Here is an 11,112-nt window from a genome sequence, read left to right as displayed (position 1 = left end):
GAGTCCCGATTCGCGTGCTTTGTCGTGGCCTGCCGGTAAACTGGGCATGGGCACGCCCCCCAGGGAAGGGCGGGGCTGCTCGCGTTCGATCAGAGCTCCGGGGAAAGCAGGTCCTTCAACGCCACCGCGAACTTCGCCGGGTTCCGTTGCGGCGCCAGATGGGCCCCCGGCATCTCGGTGAACGGCAAACCCAGCTCCAGCGCCAGGATCTTCGCCGGCTGGTAGTGGTACCGGCCGCGGCTGCCCTCGCCCGCCGCCGGGATGATCTCCGTGCTTGCCTTGCGCAGCGCGCGCAAGTCCGGGAGGTAGTCGAAGAACTCCGTCAGCTCGCGGTCGAACAGGCGGACCCAGTCGGCCTCGTGGGGGAGGCGGAGGTTCGGGAGGTCGGGCAGGGCCGCTCCCGCGATCGCGTCGGCGAAGCGCGTCACCGCCGTCAGGAGCTCGCCCGAACGGGCCAGCCGGACCTGCTCCGCGGCCGCCTCGAGCCAGCCGGCCGCGTCCGGCATCAGGTGTACCGCCGGGGGTTCGTGGGCTACCAGCGTCGTCACGCTGGCCGGGTACCGGGCCACCAGGTCGAGGCCGATCAGCGCGCCCGCGCTCGAGCCGAACACCAGCGCCGGGCCGTCGGTCGCGTGGTTCAGCACTGCCCGCGCGTCGGTGGCCTGGCGCGATACCGGGACCGGGCCCGTGGTGGTGTCCGTGCTGCCGAAGTGGCCGCGCCGGTCGTACGTGATGACGGTGTAGTCCGCGTACAGCTGCTTCGCCAGCGCGCGGTAGGAGTCACCCGATCCGGTGCCGCCCGCGATCAGCAGCAGCGCCGGGCCCTCGCCGCCGCGGCGGACGAGGAGCTCGCCGTCCTCCACCGGGCAACGGCTTTCCGAGATCATGCCTGAAGTCAAGCACAGACAATGAAGTGGACGGCGCGGTGGTCGATCCCTAGCGTGCGCGGCATGGCTGAACGGCGAGCGATCCTCAGCGGGTCGACCTTCGAGGACCAGATCGGCTACGCCCGCGCGGTGGTCGACGGCGACCGCGTGTACGTCTCGGGCACGACCGGCTTCGACTACACGACCATGACGATCCCCGACGACGTCGTCGAGCAGGCGGCCCAGTGCCTGCGCAACATCGAGGCGGCGCTGACGGAAGCGGGCTGCACGTTCGCGGACGTGGTCCGCGTGCGCTACCTGCTCCCGGCGCGCGAGGACTTCGAGCCGTGCTGGCCGGTGCTGCGCAAGGCTTTCGCGGACGTCCGCCCGGCGGCGACGATGCTGCAGTGCGGCCTGGCGGACCCGCGCATGAAGATCGAGGTCGAGGTGGACGCCCACCTGCCCGGCTAGAGCCGTTCGATGATGGTCGCCGTCGAGAGGGCGCCGCCGGCGCACATCGTCACCAGCGCTGTCGATGCGTCGCGGCGTTCCAGCTCGTGCAACGCCGTCGTCAGCAGGCGGGCTCCCGTGCTGCCCACCGGGTGGCCCAGCGCGATCGCGCCGCCGTTGACGTTGACCCGGGCCGGATCCGGCGCCATGACCTGCTGCCACGACAACGCCACCGAAGCGAACGCCTCGTTCACCTCGAACAGGTCCGGGTCGGCGATGGTCATGCCCGTCTTCAAGAGCACGCGTTCGGTCGCGCGGATCGGGCCGTCCAGGTGGTAGTACGGCTCCGCGCCGACCAATGCCTGCGCCACGATCCGGGCCCGCGGACGCAGTCCCAGCGCAGCCGCCCGCGAAGCGTCCATCAGGAGCAGCGCCGCCGCGCCGTCGGAGATCTGGGATGACGTTCCCGCCGTGTGGACGCCGTCCTCCACCACCGGCTTCAACTGCGCCAGGCCCTCGACCGTCGTCTCGCGGAGGCCCTGGTCGCGGCCGACCAGGCGCGTCTCCCCGGTCGCCTCCCCCGAGGAGTCGAGGACCGGAGCCTTCACCGGCGCCACTTCGCGATCGAAGTGCCCCGCCTCCCACGCGGCCGCCGCCTTCTGCTGGGAGGCGGCGCCGAACGCGTCGACGTCGGCTCGCGTCAGTCCGCGCCGGACCGCGATCCGCTCGGCCGCTCCGTACTGGTTGGGCAGGTCGATCGACCACGACGCCGGTCGCGGGGACGTGCCCGCGCGGTTCGTGCCCAGCGGCACCCGGCTCATCGCCTCGACCCCGCACGCGACGCCCACCTCGATGGCGTCCGCCGCGATCAGGCCCGCGACCAGGTGGGTCGCCTGCTGTGCCGAGCCGCACTGGGCGTCGATCGTCGTCGCGCCCGCCGTCTCCGGGAGGCCCGCGTGCAGCCACGCCGTGCGCGTCACGTTGCCGGACTGCTCGCCGGCCTGCGTGACGCAGCCGCCGATCAGCTGCTCGACCAGGGCCGGGTCGATCCCGGCGTGGTCGAGCAGGGCCAGTTGCGCGGCGCCCAGCAGCTCGGCCGCGTGGAGGCCGGCCAGCAGGCCGCCCCGCTTGCCGATCGGGGTCCGCACGGCTTCGACGATGACCGGCACACCCATGTCGTCCCTTTCGTCGGGCAACGCTCTTCAGACACTCAAAAACTAGAACAAGTTATCGTTCCGTGCAAGCGTCCCCAGGGACGACGTGATCTTGATCTTTGTCGACTGAGCATTCGCTCACCTGGCCTCATCGGTAAAGTTAACGGGTTTCACTGAACGTCTTCCGCAAGTGAACACCGTATGCTCTAATCGCTGTTAGAACGTGTTTCAAGGCGAACCGTGGGAGGCAACGTGGCCGCTCCGCTCATCCCCGCCGGTTTCGACTTCACGGACCCGGACCTCTACGCCGAACGGCTGCCGCTGGCGGAGTTCGCTGAGCTCCGGCGCACGGCCCCCGTGTGGTGGAACCCTCAGAAGACCAACACCGCAGGCTTCGGCGACGACGGCTACTGGGTCGTCTCGCGCCACGAAGACGTGAAGGAGGTCTCGCGCGACAGCACGCTCTACTCGTCCAGCGAGAAGACCGCGATCATCCGCTTCGACGAGAGCATGACCGAGGACCGCCTCAACGCGAACCGCCTCGTGCTGCTCAACATGGACGCGCCGCAGCACACGAAGCTGCGGAAGATCGTGTCCAAGGGCTTCACCCCGCGCTCGATCGCGAAGCTCGAGGACACCCTGCGCGACCGCGCGGAGCGGATCGTCTCCGAGGCGCGCAAGAAGGGGTCCGGCGACTTCGTCACCGACGTCGCGTGCGAGCTGCCCCTGCAGGCCATCGCCGAGCTGATCGGCATCCCGCAGGAAGACCGGCTCAAGATCTTCGACTGGTCGAACCAGATGGTCGCCTACGACGACCCGGAGTACGAGGTCGAGCCACTGGAGGCGTCCACGCAGCTCATCGGCTACGCGTGGAACATGGCCGAGGACCGGCGCAAGTGCCCGATGGACGACATCGTCACGAAGCTGATCCAGGCCGACGTCGACGGTGAGGCGCTCGGCTCGGACGAGTTCGGCTTCTTCGTCATCCTGCTCGCGGTGGCCGGCAACGAGACCACGCGCAACGCCATCACGCACGGCATGAAGGCGTTCCTCGACCACCCGGACCAGTGGGAGCTCTTCAAGGAGCAGCGGCCGAAGACGGCGCCGGACGAGATCGTCCGCTGGGCCACCCCGGTGGTCGCGTTCCAGCGCACCGCCACCCGCGACACCGAACTGGGTGGCGCGCACATCCGCAAGGGCGACCGCGTCGGCATGTTCTACAGCTCCGCCAACTTCGACCACGAGGTCTTCGCGGACCCGGAGAAGTTCGACATCCTCCGTGAGGACAACCCGCACGTCGGCTTCGGCGGCACGGGTTCGCACTACTGCATCGGCGCCAACCTGGCCCGGCTGGAGATCGACCTGATCTTCAACGCGATCGCGGACGTGATGCCGGCGATCACGGAGGCGGCGCCCCCGGTGCGGCTGCGGTCCAGCTGGCTCAACGGGATCAAGCACTACCCGGTTCGCTACGCCTGAGGAATTCGAGGACCCGCCGCCGGGTGAGCCCGGCGGCGGGTTCGTCGTGCTCGGGGCCGCCGGAGTTGGTGTAGAGGTGGCCGATGCCCGGGTAGCGGAACACCTCCGCGCCGGCGGCGGTCCGGGCCCAGCCGGCCAGTGCTTCCGACACGCCGGGCGCGGACGAGTCGCCTGCCTGAGTTCGTGCGGCCGCCTGCGCGGCATCGGGACCTTTTTTCGTGAACCGGGCGTCGACGGACAACGATACCGGCCGGGGGATGACATCATGAAGCGATGTCCCCGCGAGCGACCGTCGACGTCGAGTTCTCCGTCCGGGTCACCGAGCCCGGTCTCGCCGCGATCTCGGTCGCCGCCGCGCACGCGGACACCGAGGAGCTCACCGTTTCCTGGCACGGCGAGAGCGAGGTCGCCGAGTTCGAGCACGGGACCCGGGCCGAGGTCTTCGAGCTGCCCGCCGGGGAGCACCGCATCACCTACCACGCCGAGCGGGCCGTCACCGACGGTGAACCGGAGCCGGTGACGCTCGTCGAGCGCGCCGTCTTCACGCGGCCGAGCCGGTACTGCCCGTCCGACCGGATCGCCGGGCTGGTGCCGCCGGAGCTGTTTTCCCTCCGGAACACCAAGAAACAGGTCGACACGATCGTCCGCAACGTCCACGAGCGACTGTCCTACGTGGTCGGTTCCAGCCGTCCGAACACCGACGCGGTCGACACGCTCCTCGCCGGGGAGGGGGTCTGCCGCGACTTCGCGCACGTCTGCATCACCCTGTGCCGGTTCCTCGACATCCCCGCGCGCTACGTCGGCGTCTACGCGCCCGGACTGTCCCCGATGGACTTCCACGCCGTCTTCGAGGCCGGGATCGACGGGCACTGGTACGTCTTCGACGCCACCCACCTGGCACCGCGCCAGACGATGCTGCGCATCTCCACCGGCCGCGACGCCGCGGACACGTCGTTCCTCGCCACCCTCGGCTGCGAGCTCGACTTCCTGGGCAGCACGGTGTTCGCGACGACGGACACCGCGCTGCCCCAGGACGACTGGCAAGAGCTGGTCGTCCTGGGCTGATCCGATCGGATGGTCCGACCGCGTGTTGTCTGCGCGAAGTGGCCTTCAGCTGGGTAGACAGTGTCCGTGAAGAGTTCCCCCAAGGCCCCGAGCCCCTGGGCGCGGGCCCGTGCCCGGTACCGGTGGCTGGACCACATCGCCCGCGCGACCAACCGCTACATCGAGTGCGGCGGCTACCACTACGTCGCCTCGATCACCTACTTCAGCCTGCTGTCGCTGGTGCCGCTGCTGATGGTCGCCTCGTCGGTCGCCGGGTTCGTGCTGGCCAGCCAGCCGCACCTGCTCGACACGATGGTCCACGCGATCGTGTCGACGCTGCCCGGCGGGCTCGGCGACAAGGCCACCGACCTGCTCACCGGGTTCGTCGAGCAGCGCACCAGCGTCGGCGCGTTCGGTCTGGTCATCGGCCTCTACTCGGGCTGGAACTGGATGAACGCGCTACGGGACTCGCTGACCGCGCTGTGGGGGCAGAACCGCTCCGACCAGCCGCTGTACCGGCTCATCGCCGTCGACCTGCTCGCGCTGCTCGGCCTGAGCGCGGCGCTGCTCGTGTCGTTCACGCTCACCCTCTCCGGCACCGCGCTCGGCGGCTACCTGCTGCGGCTGGCCGGGCTGGACGACACGAGCTGGGGCCACCAGCTCGTGTCGGCGTCCTCGGTGCCGCTCTCGCTGGCCGCCGACTGGCTGGTGTTCCTGTGGGTGCTCACGCGGCTGCCGCGGCAGAAGGTGGGCGTGCGCAGCGCGGTGCGGGGCGCGATCGCCCTCGCCGTCGGGTTCGAGGTGCTCAAGCTGGCCGGGGGCATCTACCTCCGGCTGATCGGCGACTCGCCGACCGGCATCGCGTTCGGCTCGGTGATCGGCCTGATCTTCTTCATCTCGCTCGTCGCGCGGCTGCTCGTGTACGTCACGGCGTGGACCGCGACCGGCTCCGACGCGCCGCCGCGGCCGATCCAGCCGCCGGCGCCGGTCGTGCTCGAGCCGGTGGTCGTGGTGGACCCGCCGGTCGCGGTGCCGGCCGCGGTCGGCGTGGTGACCGGGGTGGTGGGGACGCTGCTGGCGCTCAGGTGGCGACGTTCGCGAGACTGAAGAGCCGCATCAGCTGGTGGTCGATCAGCGCGATCGCCGCTTCCGGGGTGCGCTGGCCCAGGACGATGCTGGTCTGCAGGCCGTCGACGCTCGACAGGAGCAGCTCGGCCTCCGGCACCAGCTCGAGATCCGGTGCCACTTCGCCGCGGTCGCGGCCCAGCGCCAGCAGGTCCGCGGTCAGCCGTTCCAGGTCGGGGGGTGTGGCGCTGAACGCCGACGCCAGCCCGGGGTCCGAAAGGGACCGCACGAAGTAGGCGAGGTGGACGAGGTAGCGCGTGCGGCGCCCGTCGTCCACCGGCAGCATCCCGACGAGCAGCGCGCGCAGCACCTCGCGCGGGGTCGCGTCCTCGTCGGGGCCGATGTCCGCGCGGGCGGTCTCCCCGGCGTCGGCGTTGAGGATTTCGAGCGCGCCGAGCAGCAGGTCGTCCCGCGTGCCGAAGTAGTACTGGACGAGCCGCAGCGAGACCCCGGCCTCGGCCGCGACCTTGCGCAGGGACACGTCTTCGAGCCCGCGCGCGCTCGCGATCCGCCAGACGGCTTCCGCGATCTGGCGGCGGCGCTGCTCGTGGTCGGCGAGTCTCGGCATGGTGGGTCGAGCGTATCAACGCGGCTTTTCGGCGCCGACGACCCACATCGAGAAGTACTGCGACCCGCCGCCGTAGGCGTGCCCGACCGCGATGCGCGCGCCGTCCACCTGGTAGTCCCCGGCGCGGCCCATGACCTGCTTCGCGGCTTCGGAGAAGCGAAGCATGCCGGACGCGCCGATCGGGTTGGACGAGAGCACCCCGCCGGACGGGTTCACCGGCAGCCGCCCGCCGATCGCCGTCTCACCGGCCTCGGTGACCTTCCAGCCCTCGCCTTCGGGCGCGAAACCCAGGTTCTCCAGCCACATCGGCTCGAACCACGAGAACGGCACGTAGATCTCGGCGACGTCCACTTCGGACATCGGGTCCTTGATGCCGGCCTCGGCCCACAGCGCCGCGGCGGCGTCGCGCCCGGCCTGCGGGTTGACCTGGTCGCGGCCGGCGAACGTCGTCGGCTCGGTCCGCATCGCCGTCGCGTGGATCCACGCGGCGCCGCCCTCGACGGCGTCCCCGGCGGCTTCGTCGCCGAGCACCATCGCGCACGCGCCGTCGGACGACGGGCACGTCTCGTCGTAGCGGATCGGGTCCCACAGCATCTGCGACTTCTGCACCGACTCGACGGTGATGTCGGCCTGCCGCAAGTGCGCGAAGGGATTCAGGGCGCCATTGCGCCGATCTTTCGCCGCGACGATCGCGCCGACGTGGTCGGGCGCGCCGGAGCGGCGGATGTAGGAGCGCACGTGCGGGGCGAAGTAGCCGCCCGCGCCGGCGCCGACCGGCATCTGGAACGGCGGCAGGATCGACAGGCCCCACATCGCGTTCGACTCGGACTGCTTCTCGTAGGCCACGGTCAGCACCCGGCGGTGCACGCCGGACTGGACGAGCGAGGCCGCGACCAGTGCCGTCGACCCGCCGACCGAACCGGCGGTGTGCACGCGCAGCAACGGTTTCCCCGTCGCGCCGAGTGCGTCGGCGAGGAAGAGCTCGGGCATCATCACGCCCTCGAACAGGTCCGGCGCCTTGCCGAGCACGACGGCGTCGATGTCGGCCCAGCCGACCTGGGCGTCGGCCATCGCGCGGTCGATCGCTTCGCGGAGCAGGCCCGGCATCGAGACGTCCTGCCGCTTGGCGCGGTGGTGCGTCTGGCCGGTGCCGAGCACGGCGGTGAGCTGCTTGGTCATCGGGCCTCCAGCACGGTCACCAGGTTCTGTTGCAGGGCCGGGCCGCTCGTCGCGTGCGCCACGGCCTTGCGGGACTCTCCACTGTGGATCCGGGTCGCCGCCTCACCGATGCGGGCGAGGCCGGCGGAGAACATCGGGTTGGCGGCCAGCGCCCCACCCGAGGGGTTGATCTTCACGGTGTCGTCGAGCTTCAGTGCCGTCCGCAGGATCAGCTCCTGGTGCGTGAACGGCGCGTGCAGCTCGGCGAGGTCGACGCCGTCGAGGTCCAGGGCCCGCGCCGCGATCTCCGTGGACGGGCTGCGCGTGAGGTCGCGCGCGCCGAGGACGGGGGAGTCGACGCGGTGCTCGATGCCCTGGATCACGGCGGGGTGCTCGACGATGTCGCGCGCGCGTTCCACTGTGGACAGGACGATCACCGCGGCGCCGTCGGTGATCGGCGCGATGTCGTGCCGCCGCAACGGATCCGCGAGATAGGGCGTGTCGAGCAGTTCGCTGACGTCCTGGCCGGTGCCCCGGGCGGCGACCTCGGCGAGGTCCTTTTCGGACCAGAGGCCGGCTTCCAGGCCCATTCGCGCCTGGATCCCGGCGATCGAGACCGAGTCCGGCCACAACGGCGTGACGACGTACGGGTCGAGCTGCAGGGCGAGCACCCGGCGCAGCTGCCCGGCGCTGGACTTGCCGAAGCCGTAGACGAGCGCGGTCTCGACCTCGCCCATCTTGATCTTCAGCCAGGCCTCGTAGAGCGCCCAGGCGGCGTCCATCTCGACGTGCGACTCGTGGATCGGCGGGAACGCGCCGATCGCGTCGACCGCGGCGATGAACGAGAAGGCCCGGCCCGCCAGGTAGTCCGACGAGCCGGAACACCAGAAGCCGATGTCCTGTTTGGACAGTCCGGTCTTTTCGAAGACCTCGGCGAAGATCGGGACGAGCATCTCCACGCCGTTGGTGGTGCCCGGGGTCTCGCGGACGTTGGGGGCCTTCGCGAAGCCCGCGATCGCGACGTCTGGCATCAGGACCTCACAGGTGGTGGGCGAAGGTTTCGTAGGCCGCGTCCGGCTCGCCGGTCGGCTCGAAGTGGTCGATGTTCTCCAGCGACGTCCACCACTCGTCGCGGGGTTTCCAGGCGGCGCGCACGCGCATGCCCATCTTGACGTCTTCGGCGGCGCAGCCGAGGACCAGGTGGAGGAACGCGATGTCGGCGCCGTCGAGCAGGATGTACGCGGCGACGTACGGCGGCTTGAGGCGCTGGCCGAGGAACGGGACGTTGACGATGCAGAACGTCGTCACGATGCCGGCGTCGGGCAGTTCGACCTCGTCGGTCGTGGGGACGCCGTCGGTCGGGCAGGCGCCGCGCGGCGGGATGTAGACCTTCTCGCAGGCGGGGCAGCGCTGGCCGATGAGCTTGCCTTCGGCGAGCCCGCGCAGGTAGCGGCTCTCCTCGGGGGACGCGGAGTGCTGGTACTTGAGGTGGACGGGCGTGATGACCACGCTGACCGGAGCGCCTTCCTCGCGCTCGGCGACCGGGGGAGCGGGCTCGGTCGGCGTGGTGTCCTCGGCGCCGGCCGGGAGGAAGTAGGCGATGTCGCGGATGTGCCCGACGGTCTCCCCGGCCCACTTGACCCGGACGCGCTGTCCACTGTGGATGTTGCAGGGCTCGCCGGCGTCGACGGCGTGGAGCATCGCGGTGTCGGCGCCGTCGAGTTTCACGAGCGCCCAGGCGAACGGCCGGCTCAGCGGCTGCCCGTCGAGCGGCTCGGGGCACCAGGACCACGAGACGACCGTGCCCTCTTCGGCCACCGGGACGAACTCGCTGAGCTGTTCGGCGGTGACGGGGTCGTACTCGACGGGCGGAACGTGCACGCGGCCGTCACTGCCCCGGATGCCTTCGATGCGGCGTTCGCGGAGCGCGTTCACGAACCGGCCGAGAACGGGCCCGGTGGAGCGCGTGTAGTCGAAGCCGACGTTGAGGGGTGCCGCCAGTGGTGTCTCGGTCACGCCTTGAGTGAAACACGTTCTCGTTCTGGCGGCAAGATCCAGCGCACCGCACGTGTAACGCGTTCTAGATCTGCCCTGGTTGCGCACCCGCTCGCTGCTGGACGAGCATCGCCACGCCGTCCAGGATCCGGTCCAGGCCGAACGTGTGGTCCAGCTGCCGCTCCTCTTCGGCGAGCCGGCCGAGCAGGGTGCTGTAGGCGGCGATCGACTCGCCGGACGCGGCCGCACCGAGGTCGGTCGCCGGCCGTCGCCGGGCTCGTCGAGTTCGGCGGGCGAGGCCTTCGGTCTCGGCCGGCTCTACGGCCGCGCGCACGATGGCCGGCACGCTCGGCCTCGGCCCCGGCTCGCCGTCCCGTTCCCGGAGCAGGGCCGATGAGGGTGGCAGCTCGTCGTTCATCGTCGACGGGGACGAGCCGGTCCGGGCCTGAGGGTCAGCGGCCCTTGAACTCCGGCTTCCGCTTCTCCGAGAACGCCTTCGGCCCTTCCTTCGCGTCCTCCGAGGCGAAGACCTCGATCCCGTACTGCGAGTCGAGCTTGAAGGCCTCCTCCTCGTGGAGACCCTCGGTGTCCCGGATCGTCCGCAGGATGGCCCGCACGGCCACCGGCCCGTTCGCGTTCACCAGGGAAGCCAGCTCCAAAGCCTTCGCGAGCGCCGTCCCGTCCGGCACCACGTGCCCGATCAGGCCGATTGCCAACGCCTCCGAAGCGGACAGGTGACGCCCCGTCAGCAGGATGTCCGCGGCCACCGTGTACGGGATCTGCCGCGGCAGCCGCACCGCCGACCCGCCCATCGGGAACAGGCCCCAGCGCGCCTCCGACACCCCGAAGCGGGCCGAAGCTCCCGCCACCCGGATGTCGGTCCCCTGGAGGATCTCCGTCCCGCCCGCGATCGCCGGCCCCTCCACCGCCGCGATCAGGGGCTTCGTCAGGCGACGCCCCTTCAAGAGCCCCGGGATCCGCGAAGGGTCGAACTTGCCCGAGGCGAACGACTTCGACGGCGAGTTCCGGGACATCGACTTCAGGTCCGCGCCCGCGCAGAACGCGCCGCCCGCGCCGGTCAGGACGCAGCTGCGGATCGAGTCGTCGGAGTCCACGCGGTCCCACGCGGAAACCATGATCGACATCATCTCGCCGGTGATCGCGTTGCGGGCCTCGGGCCGGTTCATCGTGACGACGAGGGTCTGGCCCTCCTGTGAGACCAGCGCGTGCGGTTCACCCACGGAAACCTCCTGAAGGAGCAGTGCCATTGCCC

13 protein-coding genes are annotated in these 11,112 nt (G+C 70.7%); 4 read left to right on the top strand and 9 right to left on the bottom strand.

What is annotated here, in order from left to right; all coding sequences use genetic code 11:
- Positions 1-89 precede the first annotated feature (89 nt).
- Positions 90-887: an alpha/beta fold hydrolase gene (locus tag ACZ7PG_RS09290; protein ID WP_470238571.1), complete on the bottom strand. Its 798-nt coding sequence runs from the start codon at positions 885-887 to the stop codon at positions 90-92.
- A gap of 63 nt (positions 888-950) precedes the next feature.
- Here ACZ7PG_RS09290 and ACZ7PG_RS09285 point away from each other — a divergent pair, with 63 nt between their 5' ends.
- Entirely contained in the window at positions 951-1,337 is a 387-nt protein-coding gene (locus ACZ7PG_RS09285; RefSeq protein WP_470238570.1) for a RidA family protein, read from the top strand.
- Here ACZ7PG_RS09285 and ACZ7PG_RS09280 read toward each other — a convergent pair.
- Positions 1,334-2,491, bottom strand: coding sequence for a steroid 3-ketoacyl-CoA thiolase (locus tag ACZ7PG_RS09280; RefSeq protein ID WP_470238569.1), 1,158 nt, complete (start codon positions 2,489-2,491; stop codon positions 1,334-1,336). The two genes, ACZ7PG_RS09285 and ACZ7PG_RS09280, sit on opposite strands and share 4 nt — an antisense overlap.
- Positions 2,492-2,722: 231 nt before the next feature.
- Between ACZ7PG_RS09280 and ACZ7PG_RS09275 the strand changes: the two genes are divergently transcribed.
- A complete protein-coding gene (locus ACZ7PG_RS09275; RefSeq protein ID WP_470238568.1) occupies positions 2,723-3,949 on the top strand; it encodes a cytochrome P450 in 1,227 nt (408 codons plus the stop codon).
- On the opposite strand, the gene ACZ7PG_RS09270 is transcribed toward ACZ7PG_RS09275, so the two are convergent.
- Positions 3,921-4,100 carry a hypothetical protein gene (locus ACZ7PG_RS09270; RefSeq protein ID WP_470238567.1) on the bottom strand — a complete coding sequence of 60 codons (180 nt, stop codon included), beginning with the start codon at positions 4,098-4,100 and terminating at the stop codon, positions 3,921-3,923. The genes ACZ7PG_RS09275 and ACZ7PG_RS09270 overlap by 29 nt on opposite strands.
- A gap of 122 nt (positions 4,101-4,222) precedes the next feature.
- Here ACZ7PG_RS09270 and ACZ7PG_RS09265 point away from each other — a divergent pair, with 122 nt between their 5' ends.
- Both ACZ7PG_RS09265 and ACZ7PG_RS09260 read left to right on the top strand, forming a co-directional pair.
- Complete coding sequence (locus tag ACZ7PG_RS09265; RefSeq protein WP_470238566.1) at positions 4,223-5,014, top strand: transglutaminase-like domain-containing protein; 792 nt, start codon at positions 4,223-4,225, stop codon at positions 5,012-5,014.
- 66 nt (positions 5,015-5,080) lie between these two features.
- A complete protein-coding gene (locus ACZ7PG_RS09260) occupies positions 5,081-6,100 on the top strand; it encodes a YhjD/YihY/BrkB family envelope integrity protein (protein WP_470238565.1) in 1,020 nt (339 codons plus the stop codon).
- On the opposite strand, the gene ACZ7PG_RS09255 is transcribed toward ACZ7PG_RS09260, so the two are convergent.
- The 6 genes from ACZ7PG_RS09255 to ACZ7PG_RS09230 form a co-directional block, all read right to left on the bottom strand.
- The gene (locus ACZ7PG_RS09255; protein WP_470238564.1) at positions 6,075-6,686 is read right to left on the bottom strand and encodes a TetR/AcrR family transcriptional regulator; all 612 of its coding nucleotides are present in this window, start codon (positions 6,684-6,686) and stop codon (positions 6,075-6,077) included. The genes ACZ7PG_RS09260 and ACZ7PG_RS09255 overlap by 26 nt on opposite strands.
- Positions 6,687-6,701: 15 nt before the next feature.
- Entirely contained in the window at positions 6,702-7,865 is a 1,164-nt protein-coding gene (locus tag ACZ7PG_RS09250; protein WP_470238563.1) for a thiolase domain-containing protein, read from the bottom strand.
- Positions 7,862-8,875, bottom strand: a complete 1,014-nt coding sequence (locus ACZ7PG_RS09245; protein WP_470238562.1) for a thiolase domain-containing protein — start codon at positions 8,873-8,875, stop codon at positions 7,862-7,864. Before ACZ7PG_RS09245 ends, ACZ7PG_RS09250 begins: the two co-directional genes overlap by 4 nt.
- A 7-nt stretch (positions 8,876-8,882) precedes the next feature.
- Positions 8,883-9,860, bottom strand: coding sequence for a Zn-ribbon domain-containing OB-fold protein (locus ACZ7PG_RS09240; protein WP_470238561.1), 978 nt, complete (start codon positions 9,858-9,860; stop codon positions 8,883-8,885).
- Positions 9,861-9,924: 64 nt separating this feature from the next.
- Entirely contained in the window at positions 9,925-10,257 is a 333-nt protein-coding gene (locus ACZ7PG_RS09235; RefSeq protein WP_470238560.1) for a hypothetical protein, read from the bottom strand.
- A 34-nt stretch (positions 10,258-10,291) separates the two neighbouring features.
- Positions 10,292-11,080 (bottom strand): crotonase/enoyl-CoA hydratase family protein, encoded by a 789-nt coding sequence (locus tag ACZ7PG_RS09230; RefSeq protein ID WP_470238559.1) that lies wholly within the window; start codon positions 11,078-11,080, stop codon positions 10,292-10,294.
- Positions 11,081-11,112: the final 32 nt, after the last annotated feature.

The organism is Amycolatopsis sp. NPDC114504, assembly GCF_055633595.1.
The sequence above is the reverse complement of the archived record's forward strand: the minus strand, read 5'-3'. Positions and strand labels throughout refer to the sequence as shown.